17 protein-coding genes are annotated in these 23,701 nt (G+C 67.3%); 15 read left to right on the plus strand and 2 right to left on the minus strand.

The genetic code is table 11. The features are described 5' to 3' along the window. Window positions 1–2 precede the first annotated feature (2 nt). The 12 genes from BLV57_RS27470 (at window position 3) to BLV57_RS27525 (ending at window position 12,112) form a co-directional block, all read left to right on the plus strand. On the plus strand, window positions 3–842 hold the full coding sequence (locus BLV57_RS27470; RefSeq protein WP_091293562.1) for an MlaE family ABC transporter permease: 840 nt from the start codon (window positions 3–5) through the stop codon (window positions 840–842). Beyond that, window positions 839–2,185 (plus strand): MCE family protein, encoded by a 1,347-nt coding sequence (locus BLV57_RS27475; protein WP_176968842.1) that lies wholly within the window; start codon window positions 839–841, stop codon window positions 2,183–2,185. Before BLV57_RS27470 ends, BLV57_RS27475 begins: the two co-directional genes overlap by 4 nt. Further along, complete coding sequence (locus BLV57_RS27480; protein ID WP_091293564.1) at window positions 2,182–3,213, plus strand: MCE family protein; 1,032 nt, start codon at window positions 2,182–2,184, stop codon at window positions 3,211–3,213. Before BLV57_RS27475 ends, BLV57_RS27480 begins: the two co-directional genes overlap by 4 nt. Beyond that, complete coding sequence (locus tag BLV57_RS27485; RefSeq protein ID WP_091293565.1) at window positions 3,210–4,196, plus strand: MCE family protein; 987 nt, start codon at window positions 3,210–3,212, stop codon at window positions 4,194–4,196. Before BLV57_RS27480 ends, BLV57_RS27485 begins: the two co-directional genes overlap by 4 nt. Next, window positions 4,193–5,374, plus strand: coding sequence for an MCE family protein (locus BLV57_RS27490; protein WP_176968843.1), 1,182 nt, complete (start codon window positions 4,193–4,195; stop codon window positions 5,372–5,374). Before BLV57_RS27485 ends, BLV57_RS27490 begins: the two co-directional genes overlap by 4 nt. Further along, the gene (locus tag BLV57_RS27495; RefSeq protein WP_091293568.1) at window positions 5,374–6,567 is read left to right on the plus strand and encodes an MCE family protein; all 1,194 of its coding nucleotides are present in this window, start codon (window positions 5,374–5,376) and stop codon (window positions 6,565–6,567) included. Before BLV57_RS27490 ends, BLV57_RS27495 begins: the two co-directional genes overlap by 1 nt. Then, window positions 6,567–7,826, plus strand: coding sequence for an MCE family protein (locus BLV57_RS27500; protein WP_091293570.1), 1,260 nt, complete (start codon window positions 6,567–6,569; stop codon window positions 7,824–7,826). Before BLV57_RS27495 ends, BLV57_RS27500 begins: the two co-directional genes overlap by 1 nt. 25 nt (window positions 7,827–7,851) lie before the next feature. Beyond that, window positions 7,852–8,442 carry a hypothetical protein gene (locus BLV57_RS27505; RefSeq protein ID WP_091293573.1) on the plus strand — a complete coding sequence of 197 codons (591 nt, stop codon included), beginning with the start codon at window positions 7,852–7,854 and terminating at the stop codon, window positions 8,440–8,442. A gap of 21 nt (window positions 8,443–8,463) precedes the next feature. Beyond that, entirely contained in the window at window positions 8,464–9,498 is a 1,035-nt protein-coding gene (locus tag BLV57_RS27510) for a hypothetical protein (RefSeq protein ID WP_425426041.1), read from the plus strand. Between the two features lie 11 nt (window positions 9,499–9,509). Continuing rightward, the gene (locus tag BLV57_RS27515; RefSeq protein WP_091293574.1) at window positions 9,510–10,457 is read left to right on the plus strand and encodes an SEC-C metal-binding domain-containing protein; all 948 of its coding nucleotides are present in this window, start codon (window positions 9,510–9,512) and stop codon (window positions 10,455–10,457) included. A gap of 398 nt (window positions 10,458–10,855) precedes the next feature. Next, a complete protein-coding gene (locus BLV57_RS27520) occupies window positions 10,856–11,371 on the plus strand; it encodes a hypothetical protein (protein WP_091293576.1) in 516 nt (171 codons plus the stop codon). Between the two features lie 66 nt (window positions 11,372–11,437). After that, window positions 11,438–12,112, plus strand: coding sequence for a hypothetical protein (locus BLV57_RS27525; protein ID WP_091293578.1), 675 nt, complete (start codon window positions 11,438–11,440; stop codon window positions 12,110–12,112). Between the two features lie 234 nt (window positions 12,113–12,346). Here the strand turns inward: BLV57_RS27525 and BLV57_RS27530 are convergent, their stop codons facing one another. Together BLV57_RS27530 and BLV57_RS27535 are read right to left on the minus strand one after the other, a co-directional pair. Beyond that, entirely contained in the window at window positions 12,347–13,159 is an 813-nt protein-coding gene (locus BLV57_RS27530; protein ID WP_091293579.1) for a hypothetical protein, read from the minus strand. Next, entirely contained in the window at window positions 13,156–14,034 is an 879-nt protein-coding gene (locus tag BLV57_RS27535) for an ABC transporter ATP-binding protein (protein WP_091293581.1), read from the minus strand. The genes BLV57_RS27530 and BLV57_RS27535 overlap by 4 nt, the downstream gene beginning before the upstream one ends. Window positions 14,035–15,130: 1,096 nt before the next feature. Between BLV57_RS27535 and rpoB the strand changes: the two genes are divergently transcribed. The 3 genes from rpoB to BLV57_RS27550 all read left to right on the plus strand — a co-directional run bounded on the left by rpoB (window position 15,131) and on the right by BLV57_RS27550 (window position 23,325). Next, window positions 15,131–18,622: a DNA-directed RNA polymerase subunit beta gene (rpoB, locus tag BLV57_RS27540; RefSeq protein WP_091293582.1), complete on the plus strand. Its 3,492-nt coding sequence runs from the start codon at window positions 15,131–15,133 to the stop codon at window positions 18,620–18,622. Window positions 18,623–18,709: 87 nt separating this feature from the next. Beyond that, entirely contained in the window at window positions 18,710–22,621 is a 3,912-nt protein-coding gene (locus BLV57_RS27545; protein ID WP_091293584.1) for a DNA-directed RNA polymerase subunit beta', read from the plus strand. A gap of 149 nt (window positions 22,622–22,770) precedes the next feature. Continuing rightward, a complete protein-coding gene (locus tag BLV57_RS27550; protein ID WP_143047164.1) occupies window positions 22,771–23,325 on the plus strand; it encodes a hypothetical protein in 555 nt (184 codons plus the stop codon). Window positions 23,326–23,701 lie beyond the last annotated feature (376 nt).

Consider the following 23,701-nt stretch of genomic DNA (forward strand, 5'->3'; position numbering starts at 1 on the left):
CCATGAGTTCCTTCACCCAGGGCGCGAAGCGGATCGCGAACCGCCCACTACAGACCCTCGACACGCTCGGCGACCAGATGTCGTTCTACGGGCGCGCGCTCGCGTGGACGCCCCGCGCCATCCGCCGGTACACCAAGGAGATCCTGCGGCTGCTGGCCGAGGTGAGCTTCGGGTCCGGCTCGCTGGCGGTCATCGGCGGCACGGTCGGCGTGATGGTCGGCCTGACGCTGTTCACCGGTGTGCTGGTCGGCCTGCAGGGCTACTCGGCCCTGAACTCGATCGGCACCTCGGCCTTCACCGGCTTCCTGACCGCCTTCTTCAACACCCGCGAGATCGCGCCGCTGGTCGCAGGCCTCGCGCTGTCCGCGACCGTCGGCGCCGGGTTCACCGCCCAGCTCGGCGCCATGCGGATCTCCGAGGAGATCGACGCGCTCGAGGTCATGGGTGTGCCGAGCCTGCCGTACCTGGTGACCACCCGGATCATCGCCGGGTTCGTCGCGGTCATCCCGCTGTACGTGATCGGTCTGCTGAGTTCGTATCTGGCGTCACGGTTGGTCGTTATCTACATCTACAACCAGTCGGCCGGAACCTACGACCATTACTTCGACCTGTTCTTACCACCGCAAGACGTGCTCTATTCGTTCATAAAAGTGCTGATCTTCAGTGTGCTGATCATCTTGTCGCACTGTTACTTCGGCTACCGGGCCAGCGGCGGCCCGGCTGGCGTCGGCGTGGCGGTCGGCAAGGCCGTCCGGCTCAGCATTGTCACGGTCTCGATCGTGAACTTCTTCATCGGTTTCGCCATTTGGGGAACCGACGTGACGGTAAGGATCGCTGGATGAGCGGGATCGCAACGATCAAGCGGCGCCTATTGGGCCTCGCGCTGATCGTCGTGCTCGTCGGAGGCGTCGCGCTCAGCATCGCCCTGTACGACAAGGCGTTCACCAAGGTGGTGAGCGTGAAGCTGCTGGCCGACCGGATCGGGAACCAGCTGATCACCCAGTCCGATGTCAAGGTGCGCGGGCTGATCGTCGGCTCGGTCAAGAACATCGACGCCACCCCCGAGGGCGCCGAGCTGACGCTCGCGCTCGACCCGGACCACGCCCAGCTCATCCCCGAGAACGTCTCCGCGCGGTTCCTGCCGAAGACGCTGTTCGGTGAGCGGTTCGTCTCGCTGGAGATCCCGGAGCAGCCGTCGGCGCGCACCCTGCACGACGGCGACGTCATCCCGCAGGACCGCACCTCCAACGCGGTCGAGCTGGAACAGGCCTTCTCCCACCTACTACCCGTGCTGCAGGCCGTCCAGCCGCAGAAGCTCTCCGCGACGCTGACCGCGATCTCGACCGCGCTGCAGGACAGGGGCAAGCCGCTCGGCGAGACGCTTTCGCAGCTCGGGCAGTACATCGGTGACCTGAACCCGCATCTGCTGCCCGACCTGCAGCACGATCTCCAGGCGTTCACGAAGTTCACCGACAACGTCAACAAGGTGGCGCCGGACCTGGTGTCCAGCCTCGACAACCTGAGCACCACGACCAGGACGATCGTGGACCAGCAGTCGAACCTCTCGAACCTGTACGCGAGCATGACCAAGGCGTCGGTCGACCTGCAGGCGTTCCTGGAGGCCAACTCCGACAACATCATCCGGCTCGCCGACACGGCGCGGCCGACCGCGGAGCTGCTCGCCAAGTACGCGCCCGAGTACCCCTGCGTGATCGGGCAGATGGCCGACCTCGTGCCCAAGATCGACAAGGCGCTCGGCAAGGGCACCGATCACCCCGGTTTGCACGCGACCATCGAGATCACCAACACCCGAGGGCCGTACATCGCGGGCAGGGACGAGCCCGAGTTTCTCGACAAGCGCGGACCGCGTTGCTACGCCATGAAGAACCCGCCAGCCAACTTCCCGCAGCATCCGCCGGACGGCCCGATCAAGGACGGCAGCGTCTCGCCGCCCGCCGCGAAGACCATCGACGACGGGCTCAACCCGAGCAACTTCATCGCCGACGCCGGTGGCTACAACGGCAACGGCGCCGCGGGCGGAAACCCGGCCAACACCGCCGGTGAGCAGGGCTTCCTCGCCCAGCTGCTCGGCCCGCAGATCGGCATGGACGCCGCGGCCGTGCCCGGCTGGGCCACGCTGCTCGTCGGCCCGCTCTACCGGGGCGCGGAGGTGACGGTCAAATGAGGGGACTGCTCGCACCGCTCGTCAAACTGAGCATCTTCATCCTGGTCACCGTGCTGTTCACCACCGTGCTGGGCATCAGCATCGCGAACATCAACACGACCAGCACCAACAGCTACAAGGCGCGCTTCTCCGACGCGACGCTGCTGCTGGCCAACGACGACGTCCGCATCGCGGGCGTCAGGGTCGGCCAGGTCAAGGATGTGAAGATCGTCGACAAGCGCCAGGCCGAGGTCGAGTTCGAGGTCGACGCGGGCCGCAGGCTGCCCGCCGGGGTCACCGCGCAGATCAAGTTCCGCAACCTGGTCGGCCAGCGCTACGTCTCGCTCGGCGAGGGCACCGACGACTCGGGCAAGATGCTCGAGCCCGGCGGCAGCATCCCGATCGACCGGACGACACCCGCATTGGACCTGACCGAGCTGTTCAACGGCTTCAAGCCGCTGTTCGTCGCGCTCAACCCGGAGGACGTCAACAAGCTGTCCTACGAGGTCATCCAGGTGCTGCAGGGCGAAGGCGGCACGATCGACAGCCTCTTGGCGCACACGGCGTCGCTGACCACCGCGATCGCCAACAAGGACCAGGTGATCGGCCAGGTCATCGACAACCTCAACAGCACGCTGGAGACGGTCAACGCGCACAGCCCACAGCTGTCGGATCTGATCGTCAAGGTCCAGCAGCTGGTCTCGGGGCTGGCGCAGGACCGCAAGCCGATCGGCGACGCGATCGACTCGCTCGGCAAGCTCGCCGACACCACGGCCGGGCTGCTGGAGAAGGGTCGTCAGCCGCTCAAGGACGACCTCGCCGCGCTCGGCACGCTGACCAAGAACCTCAACGACAACGAGCCGGTCGTCGAGCACTTCATCCAGTTCCTGCCCCAGAAGGTCGCGGCGCTGTCCCGCACGGCCGACTACGGCTCCTGGTTCAACTTCTACCTCTGTGAGGCGAAGGGCAGTGTGGCCTTGCCCCCGTTGATCAACGAGCCGATCGACCTGCCGATCATGCCCGCGACCAGGGCCAGGTGTGGCGCATGAAGTCGTTCCAGAAGCGCAACCCGGTGCCGATCGCGCTGGTCGGCATCACCGTGCTGGTGCTCGGCCTGATCGCGGCGCTGAACTCCGAGGACCTCCCGGTGATCGGCGGCGGCACGACCTACAGCGCGGACTTCAGCGAGGCGTCGGGCATCCAGAAGGACAACGACGTGCGCGTCGCAGGCGTGAAGGTCGGCAAGGTCTCCGACGTCGAGCTCGACGGTGACAAGGTCAAGATCTCGTTCAAGGTCAGCGACGCCTGGATCGGCGACAAGACCAGCGCGGCCATCAAGATCAAGACGGTGCTCGGCCAGAAGTACCTGGCGCTCGACCCACAGGGCACCAAGCCGATGGACCCCGGCGTGACCATCCCGCGCGAGCGCACGATGGCGCCGTACGACGTGCTCGACGCGTTCCGCGATCTCTCGTCGACGGTCGACAACATCGACACCAAGCAGCTCGCGAAGAGCTTCGACGTCATCTCGGACACCTTCAAGGACACGCCGGACAACGTGAAGGGCGCGCTCAACGGCCTTTCGAAGCTGTCCGACACGATCGCCTCACGTGACCAGAAGCTGGCGAACCTGCTGGCCAACACCCGCCAGGTCAGCCAGACGCTGGTCGACCGCGACGCCGAGGTGCAGAAGCTGCTCGACGACGGCAACCTGCTGCTGAACGAGGTCGCCAAGCGCAAGCAGGCGATCAGCAACCTGCTCGAGGGCACCAAGAACCTCGCCGCGCAGCTGCAGGGCCTGGTCGACGACAACGACAAGCAGCTCGACCCGGTGCTCACCCAGCTCGACCAGCTGACCTCGATGCTGCAGCGCAACCAGGACTCGCTGGCGCAGGGCATCGCGAAGTTCGCGCCGTTCATCCGGGTGTTCACCAACACGGTCGGCAACGGCCGCTGGTTCGACAACTACATCTGCGGCCTGCTGCTGCCGTCGATCGGCCCGATCAACGAAGAGGGGTGCTACGAGAAATGATGAGCACCCGACTGGGACAGACGCTCACCCGCGGCTTCACGCTCGCCGTGGTGCTGGCGCTGGTCGTCGCCACCGCGCTGTGGTGGACGCTCAAGGACGCCGGCCGCAACCACCTGACCGCCTACTTCGCCACCGCCGTCGGCCTCTACGAGGGCAACAGCGTGCGGATGCTCGGCGTCGACATGGGCAAGGTGACCAAGGTCGAGCCGATCGGCAACCAGGTCAAGGTCGAGCTGGAGTACGACAGCTCGGTCCCGGTGCCCGCCGACGCGCAGGCGCTGATCGTGGCCCCGTCGCTGGTCAGCGACCGGTACGTGCAGCTCGCGCCCGCGTACAAGGGTGGCGCCAAGATCGCCGACCGGGCGACCATCCCGCTCAACCGGACCTCGGTGCCGCTGGAGGTCGACGACCTCTACGCCAGCCTCGCGCGGGTCACCGAGTCGCTCGGTCCCAACGGCGCCAACAAGAACGGCTCGCTCTCGGACCTGCTGAACACCGTCGCCAAGAACTTCGACGGCAACGGCCAGGCGCTCAACGAGACGATCACCAAGCTCGGCCAGGCGTCCGGGACCCTCGCTGGCAACAAGGACGACCTGTTCAAGACCATCCAGAACCTCGCGGGCTTCTCGCAGACGCTGGCCGACAGCGACGGCCAGGTGCGCAAGTTCGAGCAGCAGCTCGCCGATGTCAGCGGATTCTTGGCGGGGGAGAAGGAAAACCTCGCCGAGACGGTCAAGCAGCTGAGCATCACGCTGGAGTCGGTCAGCGACTTCATCGAGCGCAACCGCGACCGGCTCAAGTCCAATGTGGACAAGCTGGCCAGTGTGACCAAGACGCTGGTCGACCAGCGCGGCGCGCTCGCGGAGATCCTCGACGTGGCGCCGGTCGGCCTCGGCAACGTGGTCAACAGCTACAACGCCGCGTCCGGCACGCTCGACGCGCGCGCCAACCTCAACGAGCTCACCCAGCCGCCGCTGGTGATGATCTGCAACCTGATCAAGCAGACGCCGAAGGCGCTCGACCTGATCGGCGACACCTGCAAGTCGATCGCCGGGGTGCTCGACGGCGCGGTGCCGCTGCCGTCGATCGCTCAGGTGATCGCGGCGTCGAACAACGGCACTATCCCGGAGCTGCCGCTGCCGCTCACCGGCGCGCCGCGCACCACGGGAGGAAAGTGATGCGTACCAAGGCTTTCCTCGCGGTGACCGCGGTGGCGTTCACCGTCAGCGGGTGCGGGTTCAGCGGGATCTACGACATCCCGCTGCCCGGTGGCGCCGAGCTCGGCGATCACCCGTACACGGTCAAGGTCCAGTTCCGCGACGTGCTCGACCTCGTGCCGCAGGCCGGGGTCAAGGTCAACGAGGTCCCGGTCGGCCGGGTCGAGTCCGTCGGGCTGGCCAAGGACGGCTGGAACGCCGAGGTGACCGTGCGGGTCAACGGCGACGTCAAACTGCCGGCCAACGCGCTGGCGAACATCCGGCAGTCGAGCCTGCTCGGCGAGAAGTTCGTGGAGCTCGCCGCGCCTTCGGGTGGCCAGGGCTCGCTCGCGGACGGCGCGACCATCCCGCTCGCGCGCACCAACCGCAACGTCGAGGTCGAGGAGATACTGGGCTCGCTCTCGCTGCTGCTCAACGGCGGCGGGGTCGACCAGCTCAACACGATCACCAAGGAACTCAACAACGCCACCGAGGGCCGCGAGCCGGACATCAAGGCGCTGCTGAACAACGCCGACGAGCTGGTGTCCAGTTTGGACCAGCAGTCCGGCAACATCACCAAGGCGCTCGACGGGCTGAACCGGCTGTCGGCGACGCTCAACGCGCAGAAGGACACCGCGGTCAAGGCGATCGACAACCTCGGGCCCGGACTCGGCGTGCTCGAACAGCAGCGTGGCCAGCTGGTCACCATGCTCAGCGCGCTCAACAACCTGTCCGGCGTCGCGACCGAGACGATCAACAAGAGCAAGGAAGACCTCGTCGCCGACCTCAAGGCGCTGCTGCCGACGTTGCAGAAGCTCGGCGAAGCGGGCTCGAACCTTCCGAAGGCGCTTGAGCTCTTGCTGACCTTCCCGTTCGCGGACAGCGCTTACGACGCGGTCAAGGGCGACTACTTCAACCTGTACGCGAAGGTCGACCTGAACCTGAACGAGATCCTGCAGAACCTGGGCCGCAGCAGGCAGAACCCGCTCGACGGCATCCTCCCGGTGCCGGGGCTGACCGGTGGCGTCCAGGGCGTGCCGGCGAACCAGCCGCCGCCGCTGCCGATCCCCGGCTTGTTCGGCGGGAGCCAGCAGGCGCCGACCGGCGGCACGGGCGCGAGCCCGCAGCAGACCGGTCCCGGCGGGATCTTCAACCTTCTGTCCGGGGGGATCTGATGCTGCTGCGCAGGACGAAACTGCAGCTGGTCGCGTTCGCGATCATCTCCGTGGTCTTCATCGTGTACGCGCTGATCCGGTTCGCCGGGCTCGGCCAGGTCTTCGGCGACAGCGGATACACGGTCAAGCTGCAGCTCAACGAATCCGGCGGGATCTTCCAGAACGCCGAAGTCACCTACCGCGGCTACAACATCGGCCGGGTCGGCGAGATGCGGCTGACCAAGACCGGTCTCGAAGCCGATCTGAACATCGACCCGAGCGCGCCGCAGGTGCCGAGTGACCTCGAAGCCGTGATCGCGAACCGGTCCGCGGTCGGCGAGCAGTTCGTCGACCTGCGGCCCAAGAGCGAGGCCGGCCCGTTCCTCAAGGGTGGCTCGGTGATCACCGCCGACCGCACCAAGACCCCGGTCAGCACCGAGCGCGTCATCGGCGATCTCGACTCGCTGGCGGCGTCCGTGCCGACCGACGCGCTGCGCAAGGTGGTCGACGAGTCGTACAACGCCTTCCAGGGCACCGGGCCGGCGTTGCAGCAGCTGCTCGACGCGGCACGCAGCTTCACCGGCACCGCGCAGGACTACCTGCCGCAGACCGTGCAGCTGCTCGACGCGGGCAGCAAGGTGATCGACACGCAGAACGCCGAAGCAGGCAATCTCGCGTCGTTCAGCAAGAGCCTCAACGAGCTGACCGGCCAGCTGAAGTCCTCGGACGGCGACCTCCGCAAGCTGATCGGTATCACGCCGCGCGTCGCGAACCAGATCAGCGAGGTGCTCGCCGAATCCGGGCCGGGACTCGGCGCGCTGACGGCGAACCTGCTCACCACCTCGAACCTGGTGGTCACCAGGCTCGACGGCATCGAGCAGGGCCTGGTCACCTATCCGCTGCTCGCCGGTGGCGCGCAGACGGTGGCGCCGGGCGACGGCACCGCGCACCTCGGGCTGGCGCTGAACCTGTTCAACCCGCCCTCGTGCACCAAGGGCTACCTGCCGTACAACCAGTTCCGCACGGCCACGGAGACCGCTCCGCGCGAGCCGAAGACCGACGCGTACTGTGCCGAACCCAAGGGCAGCCCGATCGACGTGCGCGGCGCGCAGAACGCGCCGTTCAACGGGGTCCCGGTGATCCCGTCGCAGGCGGAGGTCAACGCCAACAAGGGCAGGAGCGCACAGGAGCTCGCGGACGCGCGCATGAAGGCGATCCCCGGCATCGCGGGCAGCCCCGGTGTCACACTGCTGAGCCTGCCTCAGCTCATGGGGCTTTGACAGTGGTTACCTACTCTGGAGTGTTATGAGTTCGGACGAGTCGTCGGTGGACACCCTCGAGCCGGTGGAGGAGCCCGCCGAGACCGGGCCGGAGCGGCCTCAGCCGCGCTGGCTGCTACTCGGGTCGGCCGCGTTCGCGCTCGCCGCGCTGCTGGCCGCCGCCGTGTTCGGCGTCCTGTGGTGGGTGCACTCCAGCGGTGACGACGCCGACCTGGCGACCGCGCGCGAAGAGGTCGTCACGGCCGGCCGTGCCGCGATCAAGGCGTACACCGAGGTCGACTTCGAGAACCTGGACGCGTTCTTCGCCAAGCAGAAGGACCTGTCCGACCAGGGCATGAAGGAGCAGCTCGCGAAGAGCGAGCCGACCTACCGCAAGGCGCTGGCCGAAGCCAAGACCAAGGTCACCACCACCGTCCAGGACATCGGCGTCGAGGAGCTCGACAACCACCAGGGCAAGGCGAAGTTCCTCGCCGCGGTCACCCTGGAGGTCAAGCAGGGTGACAAGACGGTGCCCAAGGCCATCCGGATCGAGGTCCAGATGACCAGGGACCCCGCCGACAACGCCTGGAAGCTGTCCGGCATCGGCGACGTGCCGCTCGTCGCCGCCGGCCAGTAGCCCCACCCCGGAACGGAGCTTGTGTTGCCCCCCTCTCGCCGTAAGCCAGCCGCGACCCCGCCGGTGCGCAAACCCCGCGTGGCCGGGCTGCGCAGGCCCGCCGGTGCGCCGGAGCCCGAGGCCACGGAGATCACGGAGATCACCGACGCCGAGTCGACCCAGGTGATGGAGCCGGTGAAGCCGAGGCCTGCGCCCCGCCCGTCGCCCGCGCCGAGGCCGTCGCCCAAGCCCGTGGCGCCTGCCGTCGAAGAGGTCGCGGACGAGCCCGAGGTCGTCGAGGACGCCACGGTCACCGAGGTGCCCGAGGTCGATGAGGTGCCCGAGGCGCCTGAGGTGGCTGAGCTGGCTGAGGTGGCTGAGATCCCCGAAGCCAAGCCGAAGCCGAGCCCGCGCGCGAAGACCCGCGACGAAGGCACGCCCAAGCCGTCCAGCCTCGACGAGGCCGAGACCGAGGTCGTCGAGGATCCGGCGCCGTCCAAGCCGGGCCCCAGCAAAGAGCTGCTGATGTCGATCGCGCTGATCGTGGTCGGCGTGCTGCTCGCGGGCGCGGCGGTGCTGTTCCGCATTCAGGACTCCGAGGTCTCCTCGGCCACCGGCAACACCGCGCTGCTCGACGTCGCGCGCACCGCGCAGGTCAAGGACCAGGTGTCGAAGGCGGCGGAGGCGTTGTTCTCCTACGACTTCAACAACATCGCCAAGACCGAGAACGCCGCCAAGGACCTGCTGGTCACCGATGGCGTCCGCGACAAGTACACCAAGCTCATGGGCGAGGTGAAGCGCCTCGCGCCGCAGCAGAAGATGGTCGTCACCTGCACGGTCACCCGCTCGGCCGTGATCATGCTCAACGGCGACCTGGCCAAGGTGATGGTCTTCATCGACCAGTCGTCGACGCGCACCGACACCAAGGCGACCACCGCGGGCAGCGCCCAGCTCCACCTGAACGCCCAGCTCCAGGGCGACAAGTGGAAGATCACCGACATGGACACCTACGTCGCGCCGCAGGCCCAGACGCCGCCCGCCGCGTCGCCGTCCGCGAGCCCGCCGCCGTCCAAGTAGCCTTCTGCCGCGTGGCGGAACTCTTCACGTCGGACGACCTCGACGCGTTCGGCATGATCGTGGCGGGCGAGGATCACCGCGAGCGGGGCGAGCAGCTCGTCCGGATCGTGGACGAAAACCTGCTCTCCGATCCGTCGGACGCCGGGTACGCGTTGGCGCTGGCCGCGGAGAAATTCGAGTCGGCGGGCGACCTCGAGCGCGCGCTGGAGCTGTCCGAGCGCGCGGTGGAGGAGAGCAAGCGGCCAGGCACGCTCGACCCGAACGGGGGCCTGGTCCAGGTCGGCGACTACCTGTGGAAGCTGGGCCGCACCGAAGAGGCGATGGCCCACTTCGAGTCGCTGCGGCCCCTGCTGGCCGTCGACTCGTCGGTCGGTCACCGGTTGCCGGACACGATGGAAGAGCTCGGGCTCGCCGAACTGGCCGTCGAGTGGATCACCGAGGCGCTGCCCGACGCGATCAGCCGGAATCCGGAGCTGAGCCCCCACCACGCGTCCGGGACGTTGCTGCGAGTCCGCGCGCGGATACGTGAGGACCTCGGGCTCGGCCCTGACAGGTTCGACGCGCTCGCCGAGAAGGTCGGGTCCCCGGAGCCCGCGGAGTACAGCGGCTCCGCCCTGTTGTTCTGGCCGCGTGCCGAGTTCGAACGCCTGGTGCTGCTCTGGCCCGCCCTCAGCGAGGAGTTCGGCCGGACCTGGGACGAACACCGGGCCATGGTCGAACGCGAGATGCAGCTGGGCGCGACCGAGGAACCCGGCCCGTTCGCCGTGCTGCCCGGCGAGGTCCGCGAGCTCATCGACTTGGCCGGGCCTGACGAGTACGCGCCGGACTTCATCGACGACTACGAGGCCGACCTGACCGACGGCCGCGTCGAAATCGCCTGGCCGCCCGGCCGGAACGACGCCTGCTGGTGTGGCTCGGGCGCCAAGTACAAGAAGTGCTGCCTGCCGCGTTCCCGCTGAACGGGGTCTCTGTGGACGCTGGTCCGCATGAACGCCACGTTCGCAACGCTGAGCGACACAAAAGCCCCGTTCATTTCGTCCCGGCATCGGGGGATCGTCGCTGGTTGGGGTCGTGAGTGGTGCGGCCGGTTAGAACCGGCCGGAACACTCACGACCCTCAGCTGACAAGACAAGCAGCTTGACTGAGGAGGATTTGAGGCGTTGAACGACGCATTTCCCCCTCGTGCACCTCGTCCTCGCACGCGCGCGCCGGCACTCAAGCCTGATCACGCAGCGAGGGACCCCAAGTGCTTACTAAGCACCTAACGGACCACTCACGACTCTTAAGAGCTCGGTAACACTTTCGGGGGAACCTTCGCGAGGTCTCGTACGTCTTTGGAGGAGGCGAGAGGAGCGCGATGGGGGATCCGTTCCAGGGCGCGGTCAGCTGGGATAAGCGCGGGGACGACTGGATCGGGGTCTTCCACCCCGGTTACGTCGACCTGCTGCGCACGCACGTCGACGGCCTGCGCAAGCTCGCGCTCAGACGCCTCGCGGAGCATTCCGATGGCAAGGAGCTCGGCCCGCTCGACAAACGGCTCGACGCCGTGCTCTGGGGCAGGCGGATGGGGGAGAACGTCCTCGCCGCGTCCGAGCTGGAGATGCTGATCCCGGCCGCGAACCGGTTCGCCACGCTGCTGGCCAAGCTGCCCGAGAACGGCGGGGTGGTCGAACTGGACGGCTGGCACGACCGGTTCCTGTGGGGCACGGTCGCGCTGGACCTCTGCGTGGCGATCCAGGCGTGGCTGTTCAGCTGGTCGCTGGGCGAGCTCGTCGACGGGATGCCGTGCCCCGACGAGCCGACGCGGGACATGTGGCAGGCGCAGTACGACTGGCTCCGGCAGGAGATCGTCGTGCCGCTGCAGCCCGCGTGACCTGAAGGTGGACATTCTGCGCGGTTTCGGAGGTCAGCGGCCCCGCTCTGTGGTGGACTTGCCGTCGTGAAGATCCGTCTTGCCGCGTTGCTGGCCGCCACCGTGGTGGCGGGATGTTCGACGCCCCCGGGACCGCCTCCCGGCAAGCCAGCGCCCAAGCTGCCCGCCGAGGCCATCGCCTACGACGGACTCAAGTCGACGAACCGCAAGTTCCCGTTCCACAACAACTGTGACGGGCTCACCCCCGAGCTGCTGAGCAGCGTCGGCATGGGCGAGGCGCGCGTGGTGCCGCCCGGGCCGTCCGGGCCCGGCTTCTGCGCGATCAAGGGCAGCGACCGGATGCTCGAAGAGATGTGGGTGCAGGAGAAGCCGACGCCCAACACCTCGGAGCCCCGGTACTTCCCGATCGTCTGGCGCGGTGCGGGCCAGGCTCAGTACCTCCGGCGGATGATCTTCGCGGACCGCTACTACGCGACGGAGACCATCGACTTCTACGGCGGGCAGCCCGGCTGCTACCTGACGGTCGACACCGGCTCGCCCAGCGCGCTGCAGTTCCGCGGGATCCTGCCCAAGGAGACCGCGGAGACCTACCCGGAGCTCAACTACACGATGACCGGCTACAAGGTCGACCGCGCGGGCACGGACAAGTTCATGGCCGACGCCTGCCCGATAGTCGAGAAGGTCGCGCTGGCCGCGCTCGGCGGCATCGACCCGGACGGCGGCTCACTCGCAAGCGACTAGACCTCGTGAGTGTTTACGCCGGTTAGAACCGGCCGTACCACTCACGACCTAGGCGAGGTCGCGGCGCGAGGCTGCAGGACCCGGCCGAGCCGAGCGGCTTCGCGCGCGTAGCTGCTTGATCTACGTGAACGCCACTTTCGCAACGTTGAGCTTTGTGAACGCCTCGTTCACTACCTTCAGGGCGGCTCGTGAGCGTTGCGGGCGGTTAGAACCGTCCGCAACGCGCACGACTCCTTAGGCGAGGTCGCGCCGCGAGACGCGGTAGCCGGCGAAGCCGAGCAGCCCGATCCATACGAGGAGCGAGACGATCGACGGCACCGGGCCGTCGATCGCCGACAACGTGGCGAGCGACGCCGCCGGTGTCGACGGGTCGAACCAGGCGAAGACCTTCGGCGCGAGGCCGGAGATGGTCAGCATCGCGGGCACGGTCGCGAAGTAGATGGCGAGCGCGCCCGCCGCGTTCGGGACCAGCATGGCGACCGTCAGCGCCACGAGCATGGTCAGCAGCGACCCGAGGAAGCACACCCCGATCACCCAGCCGATGCGGTAGCTCAGCAGGTAGACCACGCCGGAGTTGGCCGCGGCGACCGGCGAGAGGGTGAGCGTGAGCACGGTCTGCAAGATCGCGCAGAACATCCAGAGCAGGAACACGACCGTGGCCTGCGCCAGGAAGTAGCGCCCGCGTGACGGCTGCGCGAGCAGCGTCGGCTGGGCCGCGCGGTGCTGCCATTCGCCCGCGATCAGCTTGATCAGCGCCGCGTGGATGATCACGTGCCCGATCCGCAGCAGGTAGAACGTCGGCGTGATCTGGTCGCTCGCCGAGGCCATCGACGACGCGCTGTCCAAGCTGAGGAACAGCAGCACGTTCGCGCCGATCACCACCAGCGGGCCGACGATCAGCAGGATCCGGTCGGACAGGGTGCCGCTGAGCTTGCGGAACTCCACCAGCACGAGCTTCGCGAACGGCGTGCGCTGCATCGCGCGCGGGAAGCTCATCGGTGGCTGCGGCGGCGCCATGGCAGCCGGGTGATAGCCGGGCGCGGTCATCGGTGGTTGCTCCCGGAAAGTCGGAAGAAGAGCTCTTCGAGGTTCTGCTGGTGGTCGGTGATGCCGTGCACCTGGACGCCCGCCTTGAACGCGATGTCCGACACGACCTGGCTCGGCGCGTCGGCCAGTATCTGCCCGTCCGGGCTCGGCTGGATGCGGATGCCCGCACGCTGCAGCGCGCCCGCGAGCGCCGCCATGTCGGGGCCGCGCACGAGTGAGCGATGCGACGAGAGCAGCTCGCGGATCGGGCCGTCCGCGACGATCCGGCCGTTGCCGATCATCACGATCCGGTCGGCCGTCTGGTCCACTTCGGACAGCACGTGGCTGGACAGCAGCACCGTGCCACCGCGGGCGGCGTGGCCGCGCAGCAGCTCACGCACGGCCCTGATGCCGACCGGGTCGAGGCCGTTGATCGGCTCGTCGAGCATCAGCACCGGCGGGTTCGCCATCAGCGCGTGCGCCAGCCCGAGCCGCTGCCGCATGCCCAGGCTGTACTGCCCGATCTTCTTGCCGCCCGCGTCACCGAGCCCGACCTGCCCGAGCACCTCGTCGACGCGGCCGGTGGGCACGCCCATCAGCAGCGCCGCGTTGCGCAGGTGGGAGCCGCCGGTGCGGCCGGGGTGGACGGCGGTCGCGTCCAGCAGCACGCCGGCGATGTGCGCGGGGTTCGGCCAGTCCCGGAACGCCTTCCCGGCGATCTGGCTGCCACCGCGCGTCGGCGGGGTCAGCCCGGTGATCATCCGCAGGGTCGTCGACTTGCCCGCGCCGTTGGGCCCGAGAAACGCCGTGACGGTGCCCGGCTGCAGGTCGAACGACACGTTGTCGACCACCGTCCGGCCCGAATAGACCTTCGTCAGGCCACGCACACTCAGCACACGGCGGATCGTAACGACGATCGCTGTCCGAACGCTGCCGAAACGCGAAGATCCATACTGCCGGGGGTCCGCCGCCCCGCCGTGGCATCACACGAAAGCCCCGTTCGTCACGCTCAAGGTGACAAACGGGGCTTTTGTGTGGTGGTGCCCGGGGGTCGTGAGCGTTGCGGGCGGTTAGAACGAACCGGTACTCGACGACCTACCCGAGACGTTGCCTTGGCCGGCGCGTACGGACGGGGCGTTTGTCACGCTCAGCGGAACGAAAGTGGCTTATGTGTGCTGGTTAAGGCGTTGAACGCCTATTTCCCGCTCACCCGGCCGCGGTCTGGGTGACAAGGGCGGCCCTTGTCACCCAGAGCGTGACAAGGGTCCCCCTTGTCACGTGCCACGGCGGACGAGTTCGAGCGAGTGGAAGAATTTCTGCACTCAACGGAGCAAACCTTCCACTCGCGCGAGACTCGGGCGGTAGGTAGCCAAGTACCCGTCCGCTACCCCCGCCCGCAGCGCTCACGACCTCTGACCTGGCGAAACGTCGGCCGAGTCTGGAGCGCGGAGCGGGCGAGGGGAGCCCCTGCTGCGTCTGACGCAGCAAACCTTCCACTCGCGCCGCCCGCCGACGCGGAGCCGCAGCCGTGTCGGCGGGCGGCCGGAACCTGCCCGCAACGCTCACGAGCCCGGCGTCAACGGGGGGTCCATCCTTCTCGTGAGCTGCGCAAGCACCGCCTGCTGGGACCCGCCGAACCCCTGGTCACGCAGAGCGAACTCCGGTAAGACGCTGAGCCAACCGGTCGGATGGAGGCGTGGCATCTTGACTGGAACGCCCGCTGGGTTCACGCTTACTGACAACAGCGAGCCCTTGCGGGAGGGACGAGCTGCGGAGGCATACCTGAAGACGACACGGACAAGGCTGGGCCCCATCGGGAGCGCCCCCTGGACAGAGTGCGTCTTACGGGCTAGACTGCTTCTTTGCGCTGCCCTCTTTCAGGCTGCCCGGAGCCGGTAGTTAGAGTAGTGGGCACACGGCACCCTTGACAGTCCGTTATAGCTGTTGCTATCGCGGCTGCTCACCGCACATTTGTCCCCGGAAGGACGCATCTTGGCAGTCTCTCCCGCGAACCAGGCCACTGCTGCGACCACCACGGCTACGGCGTCAACGGGAATTCCAGGAGCACCCAAGCGGGTCTCGTTCGCGAAGATCCGCGAGCCCCTGAGCACCCCCAACCTGCTTGACGTGCAGATCCGTTCATTCGAATGGTTCACCGGCGACGAGGCGTGGTTCGAACGCCGCGTCGAGGAAGGTGAAGAGAACCCCGTCGGCGGTCTCGAAGAAGTCCTCAACGAGATCTCCCCGATCGAGGACTTCTCCGGTTCCATGTCCCTGTCCTTCTCCGACCCGCGCTTCGACGAGGTCAAGGCCTCCGTCGAGGAGTGCAAGGACAAGGACATGACGTACGCGGCACCGCTGTTCGTCACCGCCGAGTTCGTGAACAACAACACTGGCGAGATCAAGAGCCAGACGGTCTTCATGGGTGACTTCCCGGTGATGACCGACAAGGGCACCTTCGTGATCAACGGCACCGAGCGTGTCGTCGTCTCGCAGCTGGTTCGCTCGCCCGGTGTGTACTTCGACACCGCCGTCGACAAGACGACCGACAAGGACGTCTTCTCCGTCAAGGTGATCCCGAGCCGGGGTGCCTGGCTCGAGTTCGACGTCGACAAGCGCGACACCGTCGGTGTCCGTATCGACCGCAAGCGCCGCCAGCCGGTCACCGTGCTGCTGAAGGCGCTGGGCTGGACGACCGAGGCGATCCGTGAGCGCTTCTCCTTCTCGGAGACGCTGATGGCCACCCTCGAGAAGGACCACACCGCCGGCACCGACGAGGCGCTGCTCGACATCTACCGCAAGCTGCGTCCGGGCGAACCCCCCACCAAGGAGAGCGCGCAGACCCTCCTGGAGAACCTGTTCTTCAAGACCAAGCGCTACGACCTCGCGAAGGTCGGCCGGTACAAGGTCAACAAGAAGCTGGGCCAGGTCAGCCCGTACGACACGGGCACGCTGACCGAAGAGGACATCGTCACCACCATCGAGTACCTGGTCCGGCTGCACGCCGGCGAGGACAAGATGACGATCAACGGCCAGGAGATCCCGGTCGAGGTCGACGACATCGACCACTTCGGCAACCGCCGCCTGCGCACCGTCGGCGAGCTGATCCAGAACCAGATCCGGGTCGGCCTGTCCCGCATGGAGCGCGTCGTGCGTGAGCGCATGACGACCCAGGACGTCGAGGCGATCACGCCGCAGACGCTGATCAACATCCGTCCCGTCGTGGCCGCGATCAAGGAGTTCTTCGGAACCTCCCAGCTGTCGCAGTTCATGGACCAGAACAACCCGCTGTCGGGCCTGACCCACAAGCGCCGCCTCTCGGCGCTCGGCCCCGGTGGTCTGTCCCGTGAGCGCGCCGGCATGGAGGTCCGTGACGTCCACCCGTCGCACTACGGCCGCATGTGCCCGATCGAGACCCCGGAAGGCCCGAACATCGGCCTGATCGGCTCGCTCTGCTCCTACGCGCGGGTCAACCCGTTCGGCTTCATCGAGACCCCGTACCGCAAGGTCGTCGACGGCCAGGTCACCGACCAGGTCGACTACCTCACCGCGGACGAGGAAGACCGCTTCGTGAAGGCGCAGGCCAACGCGCCGATCACCGACGACGGTCACTTCGTCGAGCCCCGCGTGCTCGTCCGTAAGAAGGGCGGCGAGGTCGAGCTGATCGACCCGATGGACGTGGACTACATGGACGTCTCGCCGCGCCAGATGGTGTCGGTCGCGACGGCGATGATCCCGTTCCTCGAGCACGACGACGCGAACCGCGCGCTGATGGGCGCGAACATGCAGCGCCAGGCCGTGCCCCTGCTGCGCAACCAGGCGCCGCTGGTCGGCACCGGCGTGGAGCTCCGCGCCGCGGTCGACGCCGGTGACGTGCTGGTCGCCGAGCAGGCCGGTGTGGTGGAGGAGCTCTCCGCCGACCTCGTGACGATCATGCACGACGACGGCACCCGGAAGAGCTACGGACTGTACAAGTTCCGCCGCTCCAACCACGGCACCTGCTTCAACCACCGCCCGATCGTCAGCGAGGGCGACCGGGTCGAGCAGGGTCAGGTCATCGCCGACGGCCCGTCCACCGAGAACGGTGAGATGGCGCTCGGCAAGAACCTGCTCGTCGCGGTCATGCCGTGGGAGGGCCACAACTACGAGGACGCGATCATCCTCTCGGAGCGCCTGGTGCAGGACGACGTGCTCACGTCGATCCACATCGAGGAGCACGAGATCGACGCCCGCGACACCAAGCTGGGCGCCGAGGAGATCACCCGGGACATCCCGAACGTCTCCGAGGAGGTGCTCGCCGACCTCGACGAGCGCGGCATCATCCGGATCGGCGCCGAGGTCCGCGACGGCGACATCCTGGTCGGCAAGGTCACGCCCAAGGGCGAGACCGAGCTGACCCCGGAGGAGCGCCTGCTCCGCGCGATCTTCGGTGAGAAGGCCCGTGAGGTCCGCGACACCTCGCTGAAGGTGCCGCACGGCGAGACCGGCAAGGTCATCGGCATCCGCGTGTTCTCGCGCGAGGACGACGACGAGCTGCCCCCTGGCGTCAACGAGCTGGTCCGCGTGTACGTGGCCCAGAAGCGGAAGATCCAGCCGGGTGACAAGCTCGCGGGCCGTCACGGCAACAAGGGTGTCATCGGCAAGATCCTGCCCGCCGAGGACATGCCGTTCATGGAGGACGGCACCCCGGTCGACATCATCCTGAACACCCACGGTGTCCCGCGTCGTATGAACATCGGCCAGGTGCTGGAACTGCACCTCGGCTGGCTGGCGTCGCAGGGGTGGAAGATCGAGGGCCAGCCCGACTGGGCGAAGAACCTCAACCAGGAGCTCTACGACGTCGACCCCGGCACGAACACCGCCACCCCGGTGTTCGACGGCGCCAAGGAAGAGGAGCTCACCGGGCTGCTCGGCGTCACCAAGCCGAACCGCGACGGCGAGCGCATGGTCAAGGAGAACGGCAAGGCGACGCTGCTCGACGGGCGTTCCGGCGAGCCGTTCCCGTACCCGGTCTCGGTCGGCTACATGTACATCCTGAAGCTGCACCACCTGGTCGACGACAAGATCCACGCCCGCTCCACCGGTCCGTACTCGATGATCACCCAGCAGCCGCTCGGTGGTAAGGCGCAGTTCGGTGGCCAGCGCTTCGGTGAGATGGAGTGCTGGGCGATGCAGGCGTACGGCGCCGCCTACACGCTGCAGGAGCTGCTGACGATCAAGTCGGACGACGTGGTCGGCCGCGTCAAGGTCTACGAAGCCATCGTCAAGGGGGAGAACATCCCCGAGCCGGGCATCCCGGAGTCGTTCAAGGTGCTCCTGAAGGAGCTCCAGTCGCTGTGCCTCAACGTCGAGGTGCTCTCCAGCGACGGCTCGTCGATCGAGATGCGTGACTCCGACGACGAAGACCTCGAGCGTGCCGCCGCGAACCTGGGCATCAACCTGTCCCGCAACGAGTCGCCCTCGGTGGACGACGTCGTGCACTGATCAGCGCGGAGGCGGGAGCTCTGAAAGGGGCTCCCGCCTCGGCCGCCAACCCCTCTAGTCGAATCAACCCCAAGGGGATGCAAAGACGTGCTGGACGTCAATTTCTTCGATGAGCTCCGGATCGGTCTTGCCACCGCTGACGACATCCGCCAGTGGTCCTTCGGTGAAGTGAAGAAGCCGGAAACCATCAACTACCGCACGCTCAAGCCGGAGAAGGACGGGCTCTTCTGCGAGAAGATCTTCGGTCCGACCCGTGACTGGGAGTGCTACTGCGGTAAGTACAAGCGTGTCCGCTTCAAGGGCATCATCTGCGAGCGCTGTGGCGTCGAGGTCACTCGCGCCAAGGTGCGCCGTGAGCGGATGGGCCACATCGAGCTGGCCGCTCCCGTCACCCACATCTGGTACTTCAAGGGTGTTCCTTCGCGACTGGGCTACCTGCTCGACCTCGCGCCCAAGGACCTCGAGAAGATCATCTACTTCGCTGCTTACGTCATCACCGGCGTGAACACCGAGCTGCGCCACAACGACCTGCCGACCCTCGAGAACGAGATCGGCGTCGAGCGCAAGAACCTCGAAACCAAGCGTGACGCGGACATCGAGGCCCGCGCGCAGAAGCTCGAGGCCGACCTCGCCGAGCTGGAGGCCGAGGGCGCCAAGTCCGACGTCCGCCGCAAGGTCAAGGAGGGCGGCGAGCGCGAGATGCGTCAGCTGCGTGACCGCGCCGGTCGCGAGCTGGACCGTCTCGAGGAGGTCTGGACGACCTTCACCAAGCTCGACACCCGCCAGCTGATCGCCGACGAGCTGCTCTACCGCGAGCTCATCGACCGGTACGGCGAGTACTTCACCGGCGGCATGGGCGCCGAGGCCATCCAGAAGCTGGCCGCGGAGTTCGACGTCGCCGCGGAGGCCGAGAGCCTGCGCGACACCATCCGCAACGGCAAGGGGCAGAAGAAGCTCCGCGCGCTGAAGCGGCTCAAGGTCGTCGCCGCGTTCCAGGCCACCGGCAACGACCCGCGTGGCATGGTGCTCGACGCCGTCCCGGTGATCCCGCCGGACCTGCGTCCGATGGTCCAGCTCGACGGTGGCCGGTTCGCCACCTCGGACCTGAACGACCTGTACCGCCGCGTGATCAACCGCAACAACCGCCTCAAGCGGCTGATCGACCTCGGCGCGCCCGAGATCATCGTCAACAACGAGAAGCGGATGCTGCAGGAGGCCGTCGACGCGCTGTTCGACAACGGCCGCCGCGGCCGCCCGGTCACCGGTCCCGGTAACCGCCCGCTGAAGTCGCTGTCCGACCTGCTCAAGGGTAAGCAGGGCCGGTTCCGCCAGAACCTGCTCGGCAAGCGTGTCGACTACTCCGGCCGTTCGGTCATCATCGTCGGCCCGCAGCTGAAGCTGCACCAGTGCGGTCTGCCGAAGGACATGGCGCTCGAGCTGTTCAAGCCGTTCGTCATGAAGCGGCTGGTCGACCTGAACCACGCGCAGAACATCAAGTCCGCCAAGCGGATGGTGGAGCGCTCGCGCCCGCAGGTGTGGGACGTGCTCGAAGAGGTCATCACCGGCCACCCGGTGATGCTGAACCGTGCGCCGACCCTGCACCGCCTCGGTATCCAGGCCTTCGAGCCGCAGCTGGTCGAAGGCAAGGCCATCCAGCTGCACCCGCTGGTCTGTGAGGCGTTCAACGCGGACTTCGACGGTGACCAGATGGCCGTGCACCTCCCGCTGTCGGCGGAGGCGCAGTCCGAGGCCCGCATCCTGATGCTCTCGGCGAACAACATCCTGTCGCCCGCGTCGGGCCGCCCGCTCGCCATGCCGCGTCTGGACATGGTGACCGGTCTGTTCCACCTGACCCGGCTCGTCGAGGACGCCGAGGGCGCAGGCAAGGCGTTCTCGTCGCCCGCCGAGGCCATCATGGCGTTCGACCGCAAGGCGATCGGCCTCCACGCTCCGATCAAGATCCGGATCAAGGACCGTCAGCCCGCGAAGGCCGACGAGGCCAAGCTCGCCGAGAACGGCTGGGCTCCCGGTCAGCCTTGGCTGGCCGAGACCACCCTGGGCCGCGTGCTGTTCAACGAGCTGCTCCCGGCGGACTACCCGTTCATCAACGAGCTGATGCCGAAGAAGCGTCAGGCCGTGATCGTGAACGACCTCGCCGAGCGCTACTCGATGACCCAGGTCGCGCACACCCTCGACCGCCTGAAGGACGCCGGTTTCTACTGGGCGACCCGCTCGGGCGTCACGGTCGCCATTTCCGACGTGCTCGTCCCGGAGGGCAAGAAGGCCATCCTCGACGAGTACGAAGGCAAGGCCGACCAGGTCGAGAAGCGCTACCAGCGCGGTCAGCTCTCGCACGCCGAGCGCAACAACGAGCTCGTCAAGGTCTGGACCCAGGCCACCGAAGAGGTCGCCGGGATCATGGAGACGGCCCTGCCGGCCGACAACCCGATCTCGATCATCGTGAAGTCGGGCGCGGCGGGCAACATGACGCAGATCCGGTCGCTGGCCGGTATGCGTGGCCTGGTGTCGAACCCGAAGGGTGAGTACATCCCGCGTCCGATCAAGGCCAACTTCCGTGAAGGCCTGTCGGTGGCGGAGTACTTCATCGCGACGCACGGTGCCCGTAAGGGTCTGGCGGACACGGCGCTCCGTACCGCCGACTCGGGTTACCTGACCCGTCGTCTGGTCGACGTCTCGCAGGACGTCATCGTCCGCGAGACCAACTGCGGCACCACCCGCGGTATCCAGATGAAGGTCGGCGACCTGCAGTCCGACGGCCGCGTCCTGCGCGACCAGCACATCGAGACCAGCATCTACGCCCGCAACCTGGCCACCGACGCCGTTGACGCCAACGGCAACGTGGTGCTGAACGCGGGCGACGACCTGGGCGACCCGGCGATCGAGAAGCTGCTCTCCAGCGGCATCGCGCGCGTCAAGGTCCGCTCGGTGCTGACCTGTGAGTCGGTCGTCGGTATCTGCGCGACCTGCTACGGCCGCTCGATGGCGACCGGTCAGCTCGTCGACGTCGGCGAGGCCGTGGGTATCGTCGCGGCCCAGTCGATCGGTGAGCCCGGCACGCAGCTGACGATGCGTACGTTCCACCAGGGTGGTGTCGCCGGTGACGACATCACGACCGGTCTTCCCCGTGTCACCGAGCTTTTCGAGGCTCGCGTGCCGAAGGGCAAGGCGCCGATCGCCGACGTCGATGGCCGCGTGCGCATCGAGGAGAGCGAGCGGTTCTGGAAGATCACGCTGATCCCGGACGACGGCGGCGAAGAGATCATCTTCGACAAGCTGTCCAAGCGTCAGCGGCTCGCGAACACCCCGAACGGCCCGCTGGGCGACGGCGACCACGTCTCGGTCGGCCAGCAGCTGCTCGAAGGCACCCCGGACCCGCACGAGGTCCTGCGTGTCATGGGTCCCCGCGAGGCGCAGATGCACCTGGTGGACGAGGTCCAGAAGGTGTACCGGGCGCAGGGTGTGTCGATCCACGACAAGCACATCGAGGTCATCGTCCGGCAGATGCTCCGCCGGGTCACGATCATCGACTCCGGTGCCACGGACTTCCTCCCGGGCGAGCTGCCCGAGCGGACCAAGTTCGAGGCGACGAACCGCGCCGCGGTCGCCGAAGGTGGCGAGCCCGCTTCGGGTCGTCCGGTGCTGATGGGTATCACGAAGGCCTCGCTGACCACGGACTCGTGGCTGTCGGCGGCGTCGTTCCAGGAGACCACCCGAGTCCTGACCGACGCGGCCATCAACGGCCGCTCGGACAAGCTCGTCGGCCTCAAGGAGAACGTGATCATCGGTAAGCTGATCCCGGCCGGTACGGGCATCAACAAGTACCGCAACATCCAGGTCCAGCCGACCGAGGAGGCGCGGGTCGCCGCTTACGCGATCCCGTCCTACGACGACGGCTACTACACCCCGGACGTGTTCGGTACGGGTACCGGTGCCGCGGTGCCGCTGGACGACTACGACTTCGGCCGCGACTTCCGCTAAGCCGAGTAGTCCCGCGAAAAGCCCCCGACCTCCCTTGGTCGGGGGCTTTTCCTTTGGGGGCCGTGTCGTCCATCCAGGTACGCGTGTCGTCCGTCTGTGCACGCGTGCCGTCCATCCGGGTACGCCTCGACCGCTGGAAGACTGGGCTCGTGCGTGAGCTTTTCGAGGTCGGCCCGGACAGCTTGGAGCGATTCCTCTCGCGTTGGCACGGCCCGGCGGACCGGGAACGTGCCGTCGTCGAGCACGACTTGCCGCGGCCCCTGCGTGAGTGGTTCGAGCTGACCTCCTGTTGGACGGCGTTGGACGACACACAGAACGTCGTGTTGAAAACACCGCGGCTCGAGGACGGGAAGTTGGTCTTCTGGCTGGAGAACCAGGGCGTCTGGGCGTGGGCCGTCGATCCGGTCGGTGACGATCCGCCTGTCCACGATCGCGAAAACGCGGTCGGCGTGCCCTGGCAGCCGACGGGCGTGCCGCTGTCGACGTTTCTGCTGCACGTCGCGGTCTTCGAGGCGATCATGGGCTCGGCCAACGCGGCCAACGTTTTCGGGCTCTCCGAGGTGCGGGAGATCTTGGCGCCGCTTCGGACGTTGCCTGCGGCGGATTGGCGTTGGCCAGCCGAGGGCTACCGGCTGTACGCGGGCGACAGCACGCTCGCGTTCGCCGGGCCCGAGGAAGCATGGGTGGCCAGCCAGGGGTCGTGAGTGTTCCGGCCGGTTATTGGGCAGAAAGTCAAAGGTGGCGTCTCGTGCGCTCGGCCACGTCCGGGGTGGCTGTGGTGGAAATGCGTCGTTGAACGCCTCAAAACCCGCACAGTCAACCTGCTTGTCCAGTGACTGAGGGGGCGTTCGGGACGGGGTGAGTGCGATTTGCAGCGTTGAACGACGCAAACGGCGCTCACCCAGGTACGGAGCCCAGGTACGAGGGAGCCCTCACCCCCGGATCCGAGCGAAGTAGGCCCTCGCCCAAGCCGCATCACACCCCTGACACTGGCGAGGCAGCCTAGAAGGGGTCGTGAGTGTTCCGGCCGGTTAGAACCGGCCGTACCACTCACGAGTCCTTCGGAGGTGTGGAGGCCCG

It is taken from the genome of Amycolatopsis xylanica, from assembly GCF_900107045.1.
In the GTDB taxonomy this organism is placed as follows: Bacteria; Actinomycetota; Actinomycetes; order Mycobacteriales; family Pseudonocardiaceae; genus Amycolatopsis; species Amycolatopsis xylanica.